Below are 21,756 nucleotides of genomic sequence, written 5' to 3'. Positions count from 1 at the left end.
AATTTTTATTTATGCTCTTTACAAAGGCATTTTATATATAAAGTACAACTTAATACTTTTTACTTAATATTTTTGCAAGAAAGTTCCCGCAATTTTCCCGCAAACGATTGCAGTAACTATTTGCACTTTATTACTTTAATCTTATATAAAACCATTTTTAATTCAAATCAGCATCGTTTGCCTGTGTAAATATCAAATGAAGACTAATACAACAACCATCAAAGAAATTGCCATTCTACTGGGGATTTCAACCTCTACGGTTTCCAGAGCTTTACGTGGCTTACCAGACATAAAACCCGAAACTCGTAATGCCGTAGCAAGAGTAGCCCAAGAATTGGATTATCAGCCCAATCAGTTAGCAAAAAATTTAGTAAAAAGTAGTACAAAAACCATTGGTGTTATTGTACCAGAACTTAATTTTCACTTCTTTTCATCCGTTCTGATTAGTATAGAAGAAGCAGCCTTGCAGGCAGGATATAGTGTGATAATTTGCCAAACCCACGAATCATATTTACGGGAAGTTAACCAAATAGAAAACCTTGTGAATAGTAGAGTTGAGGGCTTAATTATCTCGCTTGCTCGTGATACAACGCATTATGGACACATTGAAAAGTTAATTCGCAAGAAAATACCAGTCGTTTTATTTGATAGACATAGCGAAGAATTAAATATTTCTAAGGTGATTGTTGATAATATAAAAGCAGCATTTGAGGCTACCGAACACCTCATTCAGCGGGGGTGTAAACGATTAGCGTGCTTAGCGGGACCGCTAAATTTACTGATTAGTAATGAGCGAGTACAAGGTTTTAAAAATGCCTTAGAGAAATACAATCTCCCATTTTATCCAGAATACGTTTCACACGGCGATTTTTCAAAGGAACATTCTATGCTTCAGGCTTTCAATCTCATGAATTTACCCAATCCTCCCGATGGTATTTTAACGATTAGTGACCGTATTGGCTTTGCAGCACTTCATGCACTCAAACAAAGAGGCATTAAAATTCCCGAAGATATTGCGATGGTTAGCTTTAATAATGAGCCATTCTGCAATTATTTCACCCCTTCGGTATCAAGTATAAGCCAGCCCATTCAAGAAATGGGGAAAGAGGCGGTCAATTTACTCTTGAAACAAATCGAAAATGAAAGCCCTATTCCAGAGACAATTATGTTGAAAACCCAATTAGTCGTCAGAGAATCGTCCATGCGGAAAGTTGAAGAAAATTGATAAATTTCAGGCGATGAAGGGTAATAATTTAGAACAAATGACTTTAAGTAAGAAATACTTTCATTTGCTCAATGATGTTACCCATGAAAAAAATCCTTCTAATATTAGCAATCATCACCAATAGTTCTCTACTATTTTCTCAAAAAAATACGGTGGCAAAAGATGGTTCTGGCAATTTCAAATCCATCCAAGATGCCATCAATAGTTTGGATACAATTTCAACTAAAACCCGAACAATTTATATCAAAAATGGGATTTATTCGGAGAAATTGATGATAGCAAAATCCTACATAAAACTGCAAGGACAAAGCGAAAAAGGCGTTGTTATTCGGATTTCATTACCCCGTGATGTGTGGCGTTGTGCCAATCCAGACGACTACGGAGCCGCAACGATCAATGTAAAAGGTCACGATTTAACTTTCGAAAAACTAACGGTTTTGAATGATTACGGTTTCACGGCGAAAGGTGATACAACTATCGTTTGTGCTAATGAATCGGGAGGAACGGGGGCTGTTTCTAAAGACCGTTATGCTTTGCCCCGTGAAAAAGGCGAAGAAGCGGGTAAGAAAATTGTACGCAAAGATGGTCATCAATTCGCTTTTCGTTCGATGCCAGGCGCTACTCGTTTAGTCTTTTTAAACTGTACTTTCCGTGCGGGTGGTGGTGATACCGTAAGTCCTTGGGACGTGGAAGGTGGAATGTATTATTTCAAGAATTGCACGATGGAAGGTGGCGTTGATTTTTACTGTCCAAGAGGTTGGTCTTGGGCGGAAAATTGTCATTTTATTTGCCACAATATGAACGCCGCCATTTGGCACGATGGTACCAATTATGAATCATCAAAAACTGTCTTGAAAAATTGCACTTTCGAAGGAGACAAAGGTTATAAATTAGGGCGTTATCATCGTCCAGCGCAGTTTTATTTACTGAATTGTCAGTTTGATGAAAACATGGCAGATGCCGAAATTTACCACGTATCGAGCAGTCCAGAACCAAAATGGGGATACCGAGTTTACTACCAAAATTGCCACCGTAAAGGAGGTGATTATCAATGGTTTGCAGATAACCTTAAAATCGACCCAAAAACGGTTTCAGTAAATTGGACTTTTGATGGAAAATGGAAACCATTTTGATAAAAATTATCTAAAATAGTCATAAAATTAAAAATGAAATGTACAAATATATAACATTCAAAAAATACTGTTTTGGTCTAATTTTTCTCATTATCCAACCATCCTTCGCCCAATCAACCAAGGGGATTACAGGGGTAAAAGACACTTCATATACCTTGAGAAGTGCTTATTTGGGAACGCTGAAAACGCATCCAAATATCAAGATGCCTACGGAGATAAAATCGCCTTCGGTTGAAGATAAAAAGGATATTGTTTACGCTCAAATAGGCGAAAGGGCCTTGAAATTAGATGCTTTTTATCCAAAAGGGAAAACCACGAAAGCACGTCCTGCCGTGATTATAATTTACGGTGGCGGTTGGAGAACGGGCGATAAAAATCAACATCATAATTTGGCTCAACGCTTGGCAGATTTGGGCTACGTGTGCTTTTTGCCAGAATATAGACTTTCTACCGAAGCACTTTATCCAGCCGCTGTTCACGATTTAAAAGCGGCCATTCGTTGGGTGCGAGCCAATGCCAAAACTCACCAGGTGGATACTGACAAAGTAGCGACTTTAGGCTTTTCGGCGGGTGGGCAATTATCGGCTTTATTGGGCGTAACTGCCCAAATGCCAAATTTAGAAGGAACGGAAGGAAACCCAAATTATTCGAGTAAAGTAAATGCCGTAATTGATATTGATGGCATTTTAGCTTTCATTCATCCTGATTCTGGGGAAGGCGATGATAGTAAAAGAACTTCGGCGGCAACGTATTGGTTTGGCTATTCAAAAACGGAGAATCCGACGCTTTGGAATGAAGGTTCAGCATTAACTTATGCAGGAAAAAATACACCTCCAACGCTCTTTTTGAATAGTTCCGTAGAAAGGATGCACGCAGGACGAGAAGATTATCGGGCAAAATTAGCGCCGTTTGGCGTTTATACCGAAGTACATGATTTCCCCGATTCTCCGCACGGATTTTGCCTTTTCGAGCCGTGGTTTACGCCAACCGTTCAATATGTAGATGCGTTTTTGAAGAAGGTTTTCTGAAAATAATTGAACAAAATAAAAGATTATTTAATCCAACAAAATGAAAAAAATACTATCCATAATTACGCTGACGCTATTTTTTGCCTTCAAATCGGCAGAAGACAAACCTCGCATTTTCCTAATTGGCGACTCCACTTGTGCCAATAAAAATCCTTACGACGAACCCGAAACGGGTTGGGGACAAGTATTTCATCAATTATTTACCGATGCCGTAGAAATACAAAATCATGCCGTAAATGGACGTAGCACCAAGAGTTTCAGAACGTTGGGACATTGGAAAAAAGTGAGCGACCAATTGCACAAAGGCGATTACGTTTTCATTCAATTTGGACATAATGACCAAAAGGAATCGGACACGGCTCGTTATGCAGCACCACAAACGGATTATCGTAAAAATTTGATTCGTTACATTGAGGAAGTGCAAGCGAAAGGGGCAACGCCAGTTTTGCTTACGCCTGTGATGCGTAGAAAATTTGATGAAAACGGCAAATTCGTTGACCAACACGGCGAGTACCCAAAAGTAGTGCGTGAAGTGGCGCAACAGTTTCATTTGTACTTGATTGATGCACACAAAGAAAGTCAAAAAATCATTGAACAACACGGCGTAAATGACTCTAAAAAGATGTTCATGATTTTTGGGGGTGGCATTTACAAAAAATTCCCAAAAGGCAGTGACGACAATACGCATTTTACCCCTTATGGAGCGAGATTAATGGCAAATATGGTGGCAGACGAAATGGTAAAACAAGGAAATCCTTTGAGAAGTTACCTAATTAAAACGGAATTTAACGATAAATATGCCTACGAATTACCGATTACTTACCGCCCAGCTTTTAGAAAAGACACGTTTAATATTGTGCGCTACGGAGCTATTGCTGACGGACTTACGGTAAATACGAAAGCCATTAACCAAGCGATTGAATTATGTAACGCAGCGGGTGGTGGAACCGTTTTGATTCCGAAAGGATTGTGGATAACTGGCCCAATTGTGTTGAAAAGTAATGTAAATCTTCACATTGAAAAAGCGGCTTTGTTGCAATTCAGCCGTAATTATGCCGATTATCCAGTAGTGTTAACGACTTGGGAAGGACAAGATTCGTACCGTTGTCAAGCGCCAATTGGTGGATTTGATTTGGATAATATTGCCATCACGGGCGAAGGCATCATTGACGGTGGCGGAGACGTTTGGCGAGCTATCAAAAGAGATAAATTAACAGCTGGACAATGGGCAAAATTGATTAAGACGGGCGTAACCAACGAGAAAAAAGATATGTGGTATCCTTCGGAAAAATCAAAAAAGGGAAACCTAATGCCAGATGCGGGAAGATTGAGAAAAGATAGTGTTGGGGTATATAGCGTCCGTCCGTCGATGGAAGAGTTAGAATCTTACAAAGATTTTCTTCGTCCAAATATGTTGAGTTTAACTCGTTGCAAAAACATTATTTTAGAAGGTTTTACCCTCCAAAACTCCCCTGCGTGGACCATACACCCACTTTTATGCGACCACATTTCGATTAAAAATATAACCGTTAAAAATCACTGGTACGCCCAAAATAGTGATGCCATCGACATTGAATCTTGCAGAAATGGCATCTTGGAAGGTTGTAATTTTGATACCGGTGATGATGGAATCACGATAAAATCGGGCAGAGATGAGCAAGGCAGAAAACGTGGCGTTCCGACGGAGAATTTTATCGTCAAAAACAACATCGTTTATCACGCTCACGGTGGTTTTGTGATTGGTTCAGAGATGTCGGGCGGGGTGAGAAATATGTTTATTTCAGACTGTACTTTTATGGGTTCTGACGTCGGTTTACGTTTCAAAACTGCCCGGGGACGTGGTGGCGTGGTGGAAAATATCTACGTGAACAACATCAACATGACCGAAATTCCGGGTGAGGCAATTTTATTTGATATGTATTATGCTGCCAAAGACCCCGTTCCCGCATCTGGAGAATCTAATGAATTACCCGAAATTAAATCTGAACCTTTAAATGAAGGAACGCCGCAATTTAAAGATTTTTACATCAAAAATATTGTGTGTAAAGGAGCGGAAACGGGTATTTTGATCAGAGGTTTACCAGAAATGGCCATCAAAAATATCAACATTGAAAATGCTATTATCGAGTGTAATAAGGGTTTAATTTGCGTGGAAGCTCAAAATGTCATTCTCAAAAACATTACGCTTTTGACAAAAGACAAAACGATTGGACAAATCCAAAATAGTCAAAATGTAACGCTTGATAATATCAAATACGGTAGCAATGCCGATACATTTTTGAAGGTTCAAGGCACTCGTTCAAAAACAATTCGTTTATTGAATACGGATATTAAGAATGTAAAAAATGGTGTTGTGTTGGGAGAGAAAGTGGGAAATGGTGTTGTTTTTAAGAAATAAATTTAATAGATAAAATTGTGAATAAACTTCCCGAAAGTTATTTCTACTTTCGGGAAGTTTAACTTATTAGAGGGTGTAATTAATCGCCAAAACTATACAAAAACGGGGCTTTATGAGCCTTTCCCAAAAACTGTTTTTCGTGTCTCTGCAAAAGTCCTAATCCTAAAATTTTTCGTTGAAAAGTCCCTCGGTGTAATTTCTCGCCCAATATTGCTTCATATACTTTTTGCAATTCCGTCAAAGTAAATAATGGCGGCAAAAGATTCGTTCCAACCAATTTTCGTTCTAAATTTTCTCGTAAAGTTTGCAAAGCTTTTGCCACAATTTCAGCATGGTCGAGCATTAAATATGGTAATTCATCCATATCGTACCAGTCACAGGAATCAGACAAAGCATCGGGCGTTGGGACGACATCATTATAGTTAATCAAAGCATAATACGCCACCGAAATAAATCGGTTTAACATCCATTGATAAGATTCCGAATGATGTCCATTTGCTTCTAAAATCGTCTGCATAATTTCGGGTTTGTAACGTGCCACATCACCAAAAGTATAAAACTGCTCCAAATAGATATTTTCTAAACCCGTTCGCTCTTTTAGTCCCCTTCTTACGGCATCATTCAAATTTTCATCTCTTTGCATAAATCCCCCGGGCAAGGCGTACAATCCCGTATTATGATATTTCATGATAAGGATTTTCAGCTTCTCTCCCGAAAAACCAAATATGACCGAGTCATAAGCGATATGGTGTAAAAAGGTAGTTTCGTTCACTGTCGAGAATTTTGAATATAAATTTTTCACAAATAAATAGGATTAATTTTAAAAACCAATTATTATTGTCTCAAAATGCGACAATAATAATTTTAATCTAAAAAAATGAAAAAAATAGTCTATTTATTCGGACTGCTTTGTTTGGCTAATTTCTCAGGAATGGCACAAGGAAATAATTCTTTTACGGTACAAACTACCATCGAAAATGGTATAATTGAAGGAAATTACGATACCAAAACAGGTATTCAAACTTATTTTGGCGTTCCATTTGCCAAACCACCCGTTGGCGAATTACGTTGGAAAGCGCCACAACCTTTGGCCAATTGGTCGGGTGTGAAAGAAACCAAAAAATTTGGTGCAAGACCGATGCAAACCATTGTTTTTGGCGATATGAATTCACGTTCAAATGGTTTGAGCGAAGATTGTCTTTACCTAAATGTTTGGACTCCTGCGAAAAGAAACACCAAAGATTTACCCGTTTTGGTATATTTCTATGGGGGCGGGAATGTGGCTGGGGATGCTTCTGAGACAAGATACGATGGTGAAAGCATGGCAAAAAAGGGAATTGTAGTAATTACTTGTAACTACCGTTTGAATATTTTTGGGAATTTCGCTCACCCAGAATTGAGTGCTGAAACAGCTTACAAAGGTTCTGGCAATTACGGGTATTTCGACCAAATTGCGGCGTTGAAATGGGTTCAAAAAAACATCGCTCAATTTGGGGGCAACCCTAAAAAAGTAACGATTGCAGGAGAATCTGCGGGTTCTATTGCCGTAAGTTATCAAATGGCTTCTCCTTTATCAAAAGGCTTAATTGCGGGGGCAATCGGTGAAAGTGGAGCAGGAATTAACCCAACAATGGCTCCTGTAACCTTAGCAGAAGCAGAAAAACAGGGAGCAGAATTTGCAAAAAATGCAGATGCTCCAACCTTGAAACAATTGAGAGCCTTATCAACCAGAGAAGTTTACGAAATTTACAGCGAATCTAAACGTTTTGGCTTTCCAGTGGTTATCGACGGTTATTTTATGCCAAAAACACTTCCTCAAATTTTCGGGGCAAAAGAACAAGCGCAAGTACCACTTTTGTTAGGTTGGAACTCAGCTGAAATCCCAGGAGGAGCATTTATGCAAGGAAAACCTTATAACGAAGAAAACTATGTAGCAAGAGTAAAAAAGGAATATCCAACTGATTTTGAAGAAGTTTTGAAATTATATCCACACGGTTCTGAAAAAGAAATTGAGCTTTCAGCAACGGCTTTAGCGGCGGATAGATTCATTTCGTACAGCACTTGGAAATGGTTTGATTTGCACCGTAACAATTCTTCACAACCTGTTTATCGCTATTTGTACAGCAAATTACGTCCTGATTTAGTGGATAATTCTTTGGCTTCGGGTTTAGCGGGTGGAACGGTTAAAAAAGATGTAAATACGCCAAAAACTCCTATTGCGGTTGGCGCACCGCACGCTTGCGAAATTGAATATTGCATGGGAAATCTTCATTTGGTAAAAGAATATGCTTGGACGGCAGATGACTTTAAAGTATCAGATACGATGTTGAATTATTTTGCCAATTTTATCAAAACTGGAAATCCAAACGGTGATAAATTACCCGAATGGACAGCCGCAAAAGCGGGTGATACAACGCCTCCAGTAATGATAATTGATACAGAATCAAAAACGGTAAAAGCCCCCAATGACGCTCGTTATGAGTTTATGGATAAAGCTTATAAGAATAAATAAAATTTGATCAGACAGGTTTCTAACCAGTTCTACCGTGTAAATCGTAAATCGAATTAATTGTAAAATAACATGACAACAAGAAGAGAATTTTTAAAAAATACTTCCCTTTTGGCAACTGCTGCTGCTATCACGCCTTTTGCAAATATTATGGCAGAATTAAAGCAAGAAAATAAATTAGGCATTCAACTTTTTTCCATCCCAAAAATGCTTTCCGAGGATTATATGGGTGGAATCAAGATGTTATCCGACATGGGATTTAAGGAATTAGAGCTTTTTGGTCCATTCCCTTTTAGTGCTGAGAAAGCCAAAAAAGGTTGGGAAGGTGCTGGAAAAATGTTAGGATTTTCGGGTAGTGGCTATTTCGGAAGAACTCCTCAAGAAGTGAAAAAAATCCTTGATGACCACGGCTTGACAAGTCCAGGAACGCATACCGACCTTGACACGTTGGAACAAAGCATGGATAAATTAGGCGAAGCATCGCACATTTTAGGACATAAATACGTAACGCTTCCTGCCATTCCAGATGATAGACGCAAAACGCTTGACGACTACAAACGTATGGCCGACACTTTCAATAAGATTGGTGAAAATGCTAAAAAACAAGGCATTAAATTCGGATATCATAATCACGGTTACGGTATCAAACCGATGAACGGACAAATTCCACTTCAAATTATTTTAGATAATACCGACCCTAATTTGGTATTCTTTGAAATGGATATTTTCTGGATAACCGCTGGTGGTGCCGACCCAATTGAGTATCTAACGAAATATCCAAATCGCTACAAAATGTTGCATTTGAAGGATATGAAAGAGAAAAAACAATTCGCTGGCGATGGTGGCGGTATGGCTGATTGGATGCCAATGTTTGCTTTAATGGCTTCGGCGGGCGATGGAGCATTGGATCTACAAGGCATTGTAAAAAAAGCAAAAGAGGTTGGCGTTGAACATTATTTCGTAGAACAAGACATGGTGAAAAGCCCAGAAATAGCTTTGAAACGTAGCGTAGATTATTTGAAAAATAAAATTTAATTCATATTTCTTAAATTCATAACCCTTCTAAGAGTTTTAAACTCTTAGAAGGGTTAACATTATTAATTCCATCTTTTCATGAAAACCCTTCTTTCCATACTTTTAACGGTAGGTTTTATATTCAACGCAAACGCTCAAAAGGTCATCTCTCTTTACGAAGGCAAAGCCAAAGGTTCTGAAAATTGGACTTGGGAAGAAGCCGTTTCTGAGAAAAATATCTTCAATACAAAGGTTGTTTATAATGTTTCAAGTCCAACCATTACGGCTTATTTGCCCGAAAAACCGAATGGAACATCCGTAATTATTGCCCCAGGTGGTGCATTTCACACGCTTTCAATTGATAATGAAGGAACTGACGTTGCTAAATGGTTGAACGCAAAAGGTGTTACGGCATTTGTGTTAAAATATCGGGTAGTGCATAGTTTGACTGATGACCCCGTGAAAGAATTAATGCCAAAAATGGCTAATTTCAAGGCATTGGATGAAGAAAATGCGACGGTCGTTCCATTGGCAACGCAAGACGGTTTGACCGCCGTAAAGTACGTTCGTGACCACGCCAAAGAATTAAACCTTGACCCTGAAAAAATTGGATTTATGGGTTTTTCAGCCGGAGGAACACTCACGATGTCAGTCGTTTATAGTGCTGATGATAGTAATCGTCCAAATTTCGTTGCGCCTATTTACGCTTATGAAAATGCCATCATTGGAGCGAATATGCCCAAAGAAAAAACGCCTATTTTCATAGCCGTTGCGGGTGACGACCAATTGGGTTTAATGCCTCATAGCATCAATATTTACCGCAAATGGTTCGATGCCAAACAACCTTCCGAATTACACATTTACGAAAAAGGTGGTCACGGTTTTGGCATGAGAAAAACAGGTATTTCTTCCGACAGTTGGATTGATAATTTTGGCAATTGGCTCAAAATGCAAGGATATTTGAAATAAATTCCCGTTAAAAATAAATGGTTTGATAATTCGATAGTCGCTGTGAGTATATTTAAAGAGAGTATAACTTTCTGATTAATTAGTAAGTTCCAGTTTACTTACGCTTTCAAACCATCTAAAACTAAATTACGTGAAAAGAATATTACTATTTTCAATCCTCTTTGCCCTTACTCAACTGAGTTTTTCGCAAAATAACCCAGTTCAAAAAACCATTATCAATGTTGATTTTAACAAAAATGTAGGGGAAATGTACCCTTTTTGGGCATTTTTTGGCGCTGATGAACCCAATTATGCCTATATGAAAGACGGCAAAAAATTGCTCTCTGAATTATCCGACCTCTCTCCCACGCCTGTCTATTTCAGAACCCATAATTTATTGACTTCTGGACATGATACCCTCAATTTAAAATGGGGTTCAACGAATGTTTATACCGAAGATGCCAAAGGAAATCCCATTTATGATTGGACAATTTTGGATAAAATCATGGATACATACATTCAAAGAGGCATAAAACCGGTGGCTCAGTTTAGTTTTATGCCAGAAGCACTTTCTTCAAAACCGCAACCTTATGAACATCATTGGCAACCGGGAATGCCTTATGATAAAATTTATACGGGCTGGACGTATCCGCCCAAAGACTATAAAAAATGGGCTGCTTTGGTGAGTGAATGGGTGAAACATTCGGTGAATAAATACGGAAAAACCGAAGTTGAATCTTGGTATTGGGAACTTTGGAACGAACCAAACATCGGTTATTGGAGCGGAACAGTTCAAGAATATTGTAAATTGTATGATTATACGGCTGATGCCGCTAAAAAGGCTTTGCCAACGATAAAAATTGGTGGACCAGAAACCACAGGGCCAAGCTGGAATAAAGCGGGCGATTTTCTAAAAACATTTCTAAAACATTGCGTTTCTGATACCAATTATGTTACTGGAAAAATTGGTACTCCCCTTGATTTTATCTCTTTTCATGCCAAAGGTTCGCCCAAAATAGTTGACAATCACATACAGATGAACATGGGTACGCAATTGAGAGACATTGCCGAGGGGTTCAAAATTGTTAATACTTTCCCAACGCTAAAAAACCTACCCATCATCATTGGCGAGTCTGACCCCGAAGGTTGTGCGGCTTGTGGCATGAAAACAAATCCACAAAATGGCTATCGAAACGGCACGATGTATTCAAGTTATACTGCCGCATCTTTTGCCCGAAAATATGCCCTCGCCGATTATTACAAATCTAATTTATTAGGAGCCGTTAGTTGGTCATTTGAATTTGAAAATCAGCCTTATTTCTACGGATTCCGTGATTTAGCGACCAATGGTATTGACAAACCCGTCCTCAATGTCTTCAAAATGTTCGGAATGATGTCGGGCAAACGAGTGCAAGTTAAAGGCAATCAATCTTACAACTTTGTGGTGATTAGAGATTCGAGTGTGCTGGGTAAAAAGGCGGATATTGATGCCCTTGCCAGTAAAAACTCACATTCGGCGGCGGTGATGCTTTGGCATTATCACGATGATGATGTGCAAGCTTCTGATGCTATAATTGAAGTAAATTTGAAAGGTTTAACGGCTAATACCTTGAATTTTCATCATTACAGAATTGACGATAAAAACAGTAATTCGTACCAAGTTTGGCAAGCCATGGGTTCACCCCAAAATCCAACTTCAGAACAAATTACTACCTTAGAAAAAGCAGGACAACTCAGTTTATTAACCTCTCCAATATACGTAAAAACGGTGAACGGTGAACTGAAAATCAATGTTCAATTACCTCGACAAGGTGTTTCATTATTAAAATTTGATTGGTAATTTGACAGAAAACAAAAAACGTTCGTAGCAGAGCAACGAACGTTTTGGTATCACCTAACCACTAAATATAATCTTGTCAAATGATAATAAATATTGTCATTTGTGTTAAAATTTTGTTTTAAATTTTGCCGATTCCAACTGAGCCTGTTTTCCCTCGGAATTATTGGCAATAATAATTAACTCTCCCTCCACCTCATTCTCAGTCAATTTAACAATATTAACTCGACCAACGCCATTTTTCAAACCTTCATCATTTGCTAACGTTGTTTGATAAAAATTACTCTGTTCACGATAGTTATCAAAATCTTTAATCAAATTTCCTACATTCTGAAAATCTCCTTCACCTGGGATAAAGAATGTCCCTTTGGCGCTTACATTGTATAATTTCACAAAAACTGATTCAGCTGTATTATTGTCAGTAACCATAATTGTTAAAACGGTTACGCCTCTTTCCGAACTTTTCTTTACTTGAATATTATCGGAATATAATTTATGATTTGAACTATCGCCAAAACTGATTTTTCCGGAAAAATATCCCTTCGAAGTTTTTTCGACAAACTCTGAGTTTTTTGAATACGTAATAATCGTTACCACTAAAAAAAGTAGTAGAGCACAAATTAAAACAACTGGGTTATTCGTAAGCTTATTTTTCATAGGTTTATTAAATGTTATAATATAAAATGATAAGACACATAATTTTCGAAAGGGTTTAATTATTGAATAAAATAACGCCTGAAAATCCAAAATTTGTATTATTCCTATATTTTAGACACAAAAGTACACTTTTTTACAAGTAAATCAATGACTTTTGTTATGACTTATCAATTAAAATTATTAAACGGTCAATAAATTGATTAATGTAGGATTAACTTGTTTGATGCTAATTTCAAGGTGCTAATTTCGAGCCAAAATATCATTCTATACAGCTAAGACGCTCAAAACATTGAAAAGGTTGTAAGCATATTAAAAATTAGCATCAATTTTTTATTTAATTTTGCCGTACAATATAAAAATCGATTTCTATGAATCTATCTATTAACGCAACGACTGAGAAAAGTCAAGTTTTTAGTCAAATTGCCTCTGAACTATCAATTTTAGGTTTCAAAGTTGAAACGCAAGACCAAACTCGCCCGTGGGGAGGTTTTTTTGTGTTAGACGAAGGTCAAGCACAAGCTTTTGCTGCGCTTTATTTCTCACATTTAGATATGTCAGAAATTCAAATTACGAATAAATTATCGCCTAAAATTTTGGTTGTAGCGCCTCATAAACGTTTGTCGTGGCAGTATCATTTTAGGCGGGCTGAAATCTGGAAAGTGATTGCAGGCACAACCGTGGGCGTAAAAATAAGTAATAATGACGAACAGTCTGATGATGTAATATCCTTAGAATCAGGCAGTTTTATTCAAATGGACAAAGGTGAACGCCACCGTTTAATTGGTTTAGATGGCTGGGGCGTTGTCGCAGAAATCTGGCAACATACCGACCCCGAAAATCCTTCGGATGAAGAAGATATTGTGAGATTACAGGATGATTTTGGACGGTAAAAAATTGGCAGGCTGATGACGCATCTGCGTGCCAATTTTAATGTTGTAGCAAACTATCCAAAGCTTGGTGATATTCTTGAAAATCTCCAAGATTTTTATGTCTTCCGTCTGGAATCGTAGTCAGGATTTCAGACGGTTTTTTGTTTAGTAATGCAGCTAATTTCAGACTTGAATTATACGGTACAACCGCATCTTTTGTGCCATGGAAAAAGTGTATTCGACAATGTACTTGTTGAATACAAAGGTCAGTACGAAATTGATATTTCAGCATTGAGTTGTAAAGAATTAAGGGAAAATAGCTATTTACCACATCCGCAAGGTTGAAATAAGGCGTTTCTAATAACAACATTTTGGGTCTATTTTCAGAGGCCAAACGAGTAGCAATTCCAGTTCCCAAGGACCTTCCGTATAAAATAATTTGATTCTCTGGAAAGTGTTTTTTTGCCCAATCATACACGTAATTCGCATCGGTATGTAAGGCTTTTTCCGATAATTCACCCGTTGATTTTCCGAATTGTCGGTAGTCAACCATCAGAATATCATAATCATTTTTCGTAAAATCCAAAGCGTGTTTCCCCCATCTTCTGAGGTCGTCGGCATTGCCGTGAAAATAGATAATCAATCCTTTTCTGCTCGCAGAATCCGTTTTGAAATACAAAGCATTAATCTTAACATTCACTTCGGGGTCAAACCAAATTTCCTCAAAATCTTCCTCGAAATGATAGGAATAATCCATCGGCAATTTTGTATTTCTAAAAAGGAGTTTTTCTTGAAATAGAATGGCTATTGCAACGAGTAAAACATAAATGAACACGACGTATATCAACACTTTGCGGAAGGTTTTCATGATTACAAAGATAAAAATTATGTGCAAACATACAAGGTTGAAATATTCAAGCAAAAATTTTATTTAAGCATCAACCGTTCAAATATCTATACGACCATTCATAAATTTTTAAAACGTCATCTTTGAATAATGCAAATTAAATTTTATGATTATTCTCATAAAAAATAATATTATTGCTTTTAAAGTGCCTTTTTTTAGCTATTACTAAGATTACTGATAACTATCGAAATATTAAATTTCCATAAATAGTACTAAAAACTTTGAACCTTTTAAAAGTTTCCATAGTTTTGTACTCAGAAACTCTAAAAGTTTTATTAGTTTATGATAACACTAATTCGACTTAATCCTAACCAAATGATATTTTAAAAATTTGAAATGGAAATCAAAGAAAGAATCATCGCAAAAGCACGTGAACAGTTTTTTCGCTATGGCGTAAAATCCGTAACGATGGATGACATTGCGAGCGAATTGGGCATCTCGAAAAAGACGATTTACCAACATTTTGAGGATAAAGATGCCATTGTTCATCAGTTGATGATGGGGGAAATGTTACAGGATAAATGTGAATGGGACGACTTGGGTAAAATTTCTAAGAATGTGATCGAAAAGATGGTTAAATCAATGGAACTCATTAAAAAGGCTTTCGCTGAGATTAATCCTTGTACATTTTTTGACATTAAAAAATACCATCCAAAAACATGGGAACTTTTTCAATCTCACAAGCAAAACTTCATTATGGAGTCGATTAAACAAGAGCTTTTGGAAGGAATTGAACAAGGCTATTACAGATCTGATATAAAAATAGAGATTCTGACAATCATGCGGATGGAACAAGTTGAAACGGGCTTCGACCCTCATCTATTTCCACCCAATAAATTTTCATTAATTGATGTGGAATTGACAATGCTCGACCATTTTATCCGAGGAATACTAACGCCAAAAGGTCTGGAAGTCTATCAAGAATATATGCAGGCAGAAACTGGTAAAAAATTATGACCCTCGATCTTGATGTTGAAACGAACTTAATTACTTACTAAACTTATTTGTTGAATCAAAAAAAAAGAATTACAAAAACGAACAAATGTATGAAAACAAAAGTACTAAGTAAATGGCTGTTAATGAGTCTGTTACTTGCCTCAAATCTCTCTTTCTCTCAGCAAAATTTCTCACTTCGAGAGGCGGTTGATTATGCCGTAAAAAATCACATCAATATTAAAAACGCTCAACTTGATATTTTAAATGCCGAGGCAAGAGTCAACGAAATCAAGGGCATCGGTTTGCCACAAGTGAATGGTAATTTCGGTTACACCAATAATTTCATCATCCAAAAAGTATTTATTCCTGCTAAAACCTTCGACCCAACTGCGGCAGAAGGTGCTGTAATTGCGGCTGAATTTGGCGTTAGAAATAGTGGCCAAGCGGGAATAAATTTGAGTCAGATTTTATTTGATGGCTCTTATTTATTGGGTTTGAAAGCTGCGGATGTTTATAAAGAATTGTCGAAAAAAGCACTCATCCAAACTAAGCAACAATCAGCCGAAAACGTAACGAAAGCCTATTATTCGATTTTGGTAAACGACGAACGTTTGAAATTATTGAATCTTAATATTGGCCGTTTGGATTCACTTTTGCGTGATACCAGAGCATTGAACAGCCAAGGCTTTGTGGAAAAAATTGACGTGCAACGCCTTGAAGTTCAACGCAATAACTTAAAAATTGAAACTCAAAATGTGGAACGTTTACAGGAATTGAGTTTTTATCTGTTAAAATTCCAAATGGGCAAAAAAGTATCCGACGTAGTGGTTTTGACGGATAAATTAGCGGATATAAACGTCAATGAATTATTACCTGAAAATGAAACGGATTTAAAATATACAAATCGTATTGAATATTCTATTTTACAAACTCAAGATCGATTGGCGGAACTGGATTTGAAAAATCAGAAAGTTGCCAAACTGCCAAGAGTTTCGTTAAATGGCAATTATAACTATTCGGCAGGTCGTCCACTGTTTTTTGATTTAATTACAAAACCATGGTTCAATGCAGCTTCACTTGGTCTATCCATTCAAGTACCCATTTTTGATGGTTTTCAACGCAAGAACAAAGTTCTCCAATCGCAGAATAACTTGCAGAAAGTAAAAAACAGTTTTGAATTATTAGAAAATTCGATTGATTTGCAAGTAAAACAAGGACAAATTACCTTAAAGAATGCTCATGAAACGTTGCAAGAACAAAAGGCAAATATGGAATTAGCCCAAGAGATTGTGAGAGTTTCCAAAATAAAATATAAGCAAGGTGTAGGCTCAAATTTAGAAGTTGTGAATGCTGAAATCTCTTACAAAGAAGCACAAACCAATTATTTTACTACTTTTTATAATGCTTTAGTTGCCAAAGTTGATTTGGATAAGGCGTTGGGGAAATTGTACGTAGAGTAATATAAAGTAAGGGAAGTCGCCCTTTTGAAGGACGATTTCCATATCCAACGAAATCCAAAAATCCAAAAAATATTTTAATAAATTCAGATGAAAACAAATACATACATATTTTTAGCCTCAATTATTCTTTTATCAGCTTGCAGTAAGCCCGACAAAAAGACAGAATTAGCCGATTTGAAATCTCAACAAAAAGAGATTGAAACTAAAATAAAAACCCTTGAAAAAGAATTGGGTGGTGGTAAAAAGGTAGAGGCAACGCCTATCAACGTAACGGTAAGTGCGGTTGAACCACAGAATTTCAAGCATTTTGTCGAAGCACAAGGAATCGTTACTTCCAAAAATATCGTGATGGTTACCCCGCAAATGGGTGGCGCAATTACGGGTTTATTCTTGGTAGATGGTCAGGCGGTGAAAAAAGGACAATTGGTTGCTACGATTGATAATTCAGTGATGAAAGAATCATTGATTGAAATCAGAACACAATTGGATTTAGCCAGCACACTTTTCAACAAGCAAAAAAACCTTTGGGATCAACAAATTGGTACGGAGGTTCAGTATTTGCAAGCAAAAGCTAACAAGGAATCTTTGGAAAAACGCATTGCAACGATGGAAACGCAATTGGGTATGAGCAAAGTGTACGCTCCAATTTCGGGTACGGTTGAAAAAGTAATTCAGAAAGCAGGCGAAATGGGAATGCCAGGCTCGCCAATGGCTCAAATTGTGAACGTTGGTGACTTGAAAGTTACCGCCAAAATTGGCGATACTTACGTGGGTTCTGTGAAAAAGGGAGATGCCATAACGGTGAAATTTCCAGATATTAATAAAGAATTTACGACCAGAATTAGTTTGGTAAATGGCTTGATTGACCCAGCATCAAGAACTTTTGGTATTGAGGCAAATATCCCAAATTTGGGAGGTACTTTGAAACCAAATCAAGTAGCCATTATTAACATCAATGATTTATCAAAAGGAAACTCATTGGTTGTTAGTCAGAATGTTGTACAAAAAACCGAAAGTGGCGACCTTGTTTATGTAGCCGTTACGGAAAATGGAAAGAAAGTTGCGAAAGCAAAAAAGGTAAAAACCGGCATTTCGTATAATGGAAACGTAGAAATCTTAGAAGGATTGACAACTGGCGAAATGGTGATTACACAAGGCTATCAGGATTTAGTTGACGGAACGTTGATAAATTATTAACATTCCGATGTTTGATGTTCGTTTTTCGATGTTTGTTTTTAGGATAAAAATCTCAAAATAAATATCGAATAACGAAAATCGAAAATCGAATAACAAATATCGAAAACATGAAAGACAATAACCTCGACAATAACGAAGCACTGACCAACGAAAAGCATGGTTCGGGTGCCATTTACAACATGATTGGCTGGTTGGCGGCGAATCAAAAAACGGTGTATTTGTTTACCGCCGTCCTCACGATTGTGGGTATTGTGATTTACAATATTTTGCCTCGTGAGCAATTTCCTGACATCAAAGTTCCGCAGATTTATGTGCAGACAATTTATGCAGGAACAACGCCAACGGATATTGAAAATACCATCACGAAACCCATCGAAAAGCAGATAAAAACGATTTCGGGGGTGAAGCGGGTAAAGTCAAACTCACTGCAAGATTTTTCTATTATTTTGGTAGAATTCAATCCTGATGTGAAAGTTGAAGATGCCCTCCGCAAGGTGAAAGACAAGGTGGACATTGTGCAATTACCGAAAGACTTAACGAAAAAACCAGTGGTTCAAGACGTTAATTTCTCGGAATTTCCGATTATGAACATCAATTTAGCGGGTAATTTTCCTTTGGCAAAATTGAAAGACTTTGCCGAAGATTTGCAAGATGATATTGAAGGATTACCACAAATTACTCGTGTGGATATCGTGGGGGCATTAACCCGTGAGATTCAAATTAATCTTGACCTTTATAAAGCACAATCGGCTGGACTTTCTTTTTATGATATTCAAACGGCAATTCAAGGAGAAAACGTCAATATTTCAGGCGGTGAATTGAACGTTGATGGGGTCAGAAGAACGCTTCGAGTGAAAGGTGAATTCAAGTCAATGGCTCAAATTGAGGACATTCGTTTACGTTCATCAACGGGTGCGATGGTACGTTTAGGCGATGTGGCCGAGGTGATTGACAGCAGTGAAGAACAACAAGATTTTGCTCGTTTGGATAACAAAAAAGTGGTTACGCTGAACGTTATCAAAAGGGGTGGGTCAAACTTAATTGAGGCTTCTGAGAAAATTGAAGCAATCATTGAAAAAGCTAAAGAAACTCGTTTACCCGCAGGTTTAGACATAAAAATTACGGCGGATTCATCCGAAAGAACTAAAGGAAATATTGAAGATTTGGTAAATACCGTAATCTTAGGATTTATTTTCGTGGTATTGGTTTTGATGTTTTTTATGGGTGTGCAGGATGCGATTTTCGTGGGACTTTCCGTGCCATTATCGGCTCTGTTGGCATTTATTCCGTTGTATTTCTTAGGGTTTACGTTGAATACTATCGTACTTTTCGCCTTCCTTTTGGGACTCGGAATTGTGGTGGATGATGCCATTGTGGTAATCGAAAACTCGCACCGTATTTTCAATAAATACCGTCATATTTCAATTGTTGAAGCGGTGAAATTAGCGGCATCTGAGGTTTTTATTCCTGTTTTATCGGGAACAACTACGACCATTATGCCCTTCGTTCCGCTGCTATTTTGGCCTGGTATCGTGGGTGAATTCATGAAGTTTTTACCCATTACGTTGATTTGTACGTTGGTTGCTTCTTTGATTGTGGCGTATGTGATGAATCCAGTTTTTGCTATGACTTTTATGAAACGTCACGACGAACACGGAACCGTTGATACGAGCGTTGCTTCTTTGAAAAAGCCCATGATTATCTTAGGAATCTGTGCTTTATTGGGCTATTTTGTGAATGTAGGGTTAGGTAATTTCTTCTTCTTAATTGCCATTTTATACGCTTTCAATCACTTTATTCTTACGCCAAAAATCATCATCCCGTTCCAAGAAAAGAGTTTGCCAGCTTTCAAAAATAATTACCAAAAATTAATTTCTTGGCTGATTACGGGCTATCGTCCTGTTTGGGCGGTGATTTCGATGTTTGTTCTGTTTTTCATAACGATTTTCCTCCTGGGGATTGTGAAACCAAAAGTAATTTTCTTCCCAAGTGGTGAGCCAGATTATGTGTATATCTACAATAATTTACCCATCGGAACGGATGCAAAAATTACGGATTCAGTAACAAAGGTGATTGAAAAGAAGGTTTTTGAAATTATCAAAAGTGAAAAAGCTGAAGGTGCCATCAATTCTGTCATTTCAAACGTAGGTAAAAATGCAGGCGACCCTTTTAACCCTGACAGAGCGCCAACGCCACAAAAATCGAAAATTACGGTTGCTTTTGTGAATGGATTTGACCGTGGAGAAATTTCTTCGGAAAAAATGTTAGGGATTTTTAGAAAAGAAATCAAAGCTATGCCAATTCCAGGCGCTGAAATTTCCGTAGATAGAGAAAATAATGGACCTCCAACGGGCGCTCCAATTGCCATCGAAATTGCAGGCGATGATTTCCAAGTTTTGACAAGATTAGAGAAGCAAATGAGAGCGGCTATTGATAAATCGGGGATAAAAGGAATCGAAAAATTGAAGTCCGATTTGATTACGAATAAACCCGAAATCATCATTGATGTGGACAAAGCCAAAGCTCAACGTGAAGGAATATCATCCGCACAAATAGCCATGGAAGTCCGTACAGCCCTTTTTGGCTCTGAAATTGCTAAATTCCGTGACGATAAAGACGAATATCCAATTCAGTTAAGAATTAAAGCCGAAGACCGCAATCAGATTGAAAAATTGTTGGCCATGAAGATTGTCTATCGTGATATGGTAATGGGTGGAATGTTACGTGAAGTTCCGTTAAATTCAATTGCGAGTATTTCATATTCAACCTCTTTCAGTCAGATTAACCGTAAAAACCAAGAGCGTGTTGTTACGTTGAGTTCAAACGTTTCACAGGGTTATACTGCCAACGAAATCGTACCACAAATTCAGGCCTTGGTGGATGAAATCAATGTTCCGAGTGGTTACGTTATCCGTATGGGAGGGGAGCAAGAAGACCAAAAAGAAACGGGAACATTCTTGGTAGGGGCATTATTGGCAGCTATCGTTTTGATTTTCATGGTTTTAGCAACGCAATTTAACTCAATCTCAAAACCGCTTATCATCTTTGTAACTATTTTACTATCGTTCATTGGCGTATTATTAGGTTTTATGGCATTCGGACAAAGTTTCTCCGTAATTATGTCGGGCGTTGGAATTATTGCTTTGGCGGGTATTGTGGTAAAAAATGGTATTCTTCTCATAGAATTTACGGACGAATTAATGGGACGTGGTTATCCACTCAAAAAAGCTATTATCGAAGCAGGAAGTACTCGTTTAACACCCGTAATTTTGACCGCAGCCGCCGCAGTTTTAGGACTTGTTCCCCTGGGAATTGGTTTGAGTATTGACTTTGTAAGTTTGTTCACGGAATTAAATCCACACATTCATACAGGTTCAGACAGTGCGGCATTCTGGAATATTTTGGCTTGGACAATCATTTACGGTTTGACATTCTCAACCATTCTTACCCTCGTAATCGTACCGTGTATGTATTACATCAACGAGAGAATTCGGGATAAATGGTTCAGAAAAAACAAAGCCGTAGTCGTTCAGGAATTAGCAGAAGTAGAAGATTAACATCAAAAATATTTAGTGGTTAGGTGATACTGAAACGTCCAGAGCAATGCTTTGGACGTTTTTTTTGTTTCGAAAATATGC

The 21,756-nt window shown here is 37.6% G+C and carries 16 protein-coding genes; 13 read left to right on the top strand and 3 right to left on the bottom strand.

Features of this window, described 5'->3' with window-relative positions:
• Positions 1-196 precede the first annotated feature (196 nt).
• From AC1W31_RS13095 to AC1W31_RS13080, 4 genes are all read left to right on the top strand, one after another.
• Entirely contained in the window at positions 197-1,225 is a 1,029-nt protein-coding gene (locus AC1W31_RS13095) for a LacI family DNA-binding transcriptional regulator (protein WP_481734905.1), read from the top strand.
• Positions 1,226-1,308: 83 nt separating this feature from the next.
• Positions 1,309-2,358 carry a pectinesterase family protein gene (locus AC1W31_RS13090; RefSeq protein ID WP_481734904.1) on the top strand — a complete coding sequence of 350 codons (1,050 nt, stop codon included), beginning with the start codon at positions 1,309-1,311 and terminating at the stop codon, positions 2,356-2,358.
• A 38-nt stretch (positions 2,359-2,396) separates the two neighbouring features.
• Positions 2,397-3,386 (top strand): alpha/beta hydrolase, encoded by a 990-nt coding sequence (locus AC1W31_RS13085; protein WP_481734903.1) that lies wholly within the window; start codon positions 2,397-2,399, stop codon positions 3,384-3,386.
• A 40-nt stretch (positions 3,387-3,426) separates the two neighbouring features.
• Positions 3,427-5,784 (top strand): glycosyl hydrolase family 28 protein, encoded by a 2,358-nt coding sequence (locus tag AC1W31_RS13080; RefSeq protein WP_481734902.1) that lies wholly within the window; start codon positions 3,427-3,429, stop codon positions 5,782-5,784.
• A gap of 79 nt (positions 5,785-5,863) precedes the next feature.
• On the opposite strand, the gene AC1W31_RS13075 is transcribed toward AC1W31_RS13080, so the two are convergent.
• On the bottom strand, positions 5,864-6,556 hold the full coding sequence (locus tag AC1W31_RS13075) for an NUDIX hydrolase (RefSeq protein WP_481734901.1): 693 nt from the start codon (positions 6,554-6,556) through the stop codon (positions 5,864-5,866).
• A 105-nt stretch (positions 6,557-6,661) separates the two neighbouring features.
• On the opposite strand from AC1W31_RS13075, the gene AC1W31_RS13070 reads away from it, so the two are divergent.
• The 4 genes from AC1W31_RS13070 (at position 6,662) to AC1W31_RS13055 (ending at position 12,095) form a co-directional block, all read left to right on the top strand.
• Positions 6,662-8,296, top strand: a complete 1,635-nt coding sequence (locus AC1W31_RS13070; RefSeq protein WP_481734900.1) for a carboxylesterase/lipase family protein — start codon at positions 6,662-6,664, stop codon at positions 8,294-8,296.
• A gap of 69 nt (positions 8,297-8,365) precedes the next feature.
• A complete protein-coding gene (locus AC1W31_RS13065; RefSeq protein WP_481734899.1) occupies positions 8,366-9,328 on the top strand; it encodes a sugar phosphate isomerase/epimerase family protein in 963 nt (320 codons plus the stop codon).
• Positions 9,329-9,406: 78 nt separating this feature from the next.
• On the top strand, positions 9,407-10,276 hold the full coding sequence (locus tag AC1W31_RS13060; RefSeq protein ID WP_481734898.1) for an alpha/beta hydrolase: 870 nt from the start codon (positions 9,407-9,409) through the stop codon (positions 10,274-10,276).
• 130 nt (positions 10,277-10,406) lie between these two features.
• Positions 10,407-12,095: a GH39 family glycosyl hydrolase gene (locus AC1W31_RS13055; protein WP_481734897.1), complete on the top strand. Its 1,689-nt coding sequence runs from the start codon at positions 10,407-10,409 to the stop codon at positions 12,093-12,095.
• A 105-nt stretch (positions 12,096-12,200) separates the two neighbouring features.
• Here the strand turns inward: AC1W31_RS13055 and AC1W31_RS13050 are convergent, their stop codons facing one another.
• On the bottom strand, positions 12,201-12,749 hold the full coding sequence (locus AC1W31_RS13050) for a hypothetical protein (protein WP_481734896.1): 549 nt from the start codon (positions 12,747-12,749) through the stop codon (positions 12,201-12,203).
• Positions 12,750-13,117: 368 nt separating this feature from the next.
• Here AC1W31_RS13050 and AC1W31_RS13045 point away from each other — a divergent pair, with 368 nt between their 5' ends.
• Positions 13,118-13,639, top strand: coding sequence for a cupin domain-containing protein (locus AC1W31_RS13045; RefSeq protein ID WP_481734895.1), 522 nt, complete (start codon positions 13,118-13,120; stop codon positions 13,637-13,639).
• A 37-nt stretch (positions 13,640-13,676) separates the two neighbouring features.
• Here the strand turns inward: AC1W31_RS13045 and AC1W31_RS13040 are convergent, their stop codons facing one another.
• Positions 13,677-14,486, bottom strand: coding sequence for an alpha/beta hydrolase (locus AC1W31_RS13040; RefSeq protein ID WP_481734894.1), 810 nt, complete (start codon positions 14,484-14,486; stop codon positions 13,677-13,679).
• A 375-nt stretch (positions 14,487-14,861) separates the two neighbouring features.
• Here AC1W31_RS13040 and AC1W31_RS13035 point away from each other — a divergent pair, with 375 nt between their 5' ends.
• From AC1W31_RS13035 to AC1W31_RS13020, 4 genes are all read left to right on the top strand, one after another.
• Positions 14,862-15,482, top strand: coding sequence for a TetR/AcrR family transcriptional regulator (locus AC1W31_RS13035; RefSeq protein WP_481734893.1), 621 nt, complete (start codon positions 14,862-14,864; stop codon positions 15,480-15,482).
• Between the two features lie 89 nt (positions 15,483-15,571).
• A complete protein-coding gene (locus AC1W31_RS13030; protein WP_481734892.1) occupies positions 15,572-16,921 on the top strand; it encodes a TolC family protein in 1,350 nt (449 codons plus the stop codon).
• An 87-nt stretch (positions 16,922-17,008) separates the two neighbouring features.
• The gene (locus tag AC1W31_RS13025) at positions 17,009-18,118 is read left to right on the top strand and encodes an efflux RND transporter periplasmic adaptor subunit (protein ID WP_481734891.1); all 1,110 of its coding nucleotides are present in this window, start codon (positions 17,009-17,011) and stop codon (positions 18,116-18,118) included.
• Positions 18,119-18,297: 179 nt separating this feature from the next.
• A complete protein-coding gene (locus AC1W31_RS13020; RefSeq protein ID WP_481734914.1) occupies positions 18,298-21,675 on the top strand; it encodes an efflux RND transporter permease subunit in 3,378 nt (1,125 codons plus the stop codon).
• The last annotated feature ends 81 nt before the right edge of the window (positions 21,676-21,756 follow it).

Source organism: Arcicella sp., from assembly GCF_964672035.1.
The sequence above is the reverse complement of the archived record's forward strand: the minus strand, read 5'-3'. Positions and strand labels throughout refer to the sequence as shown.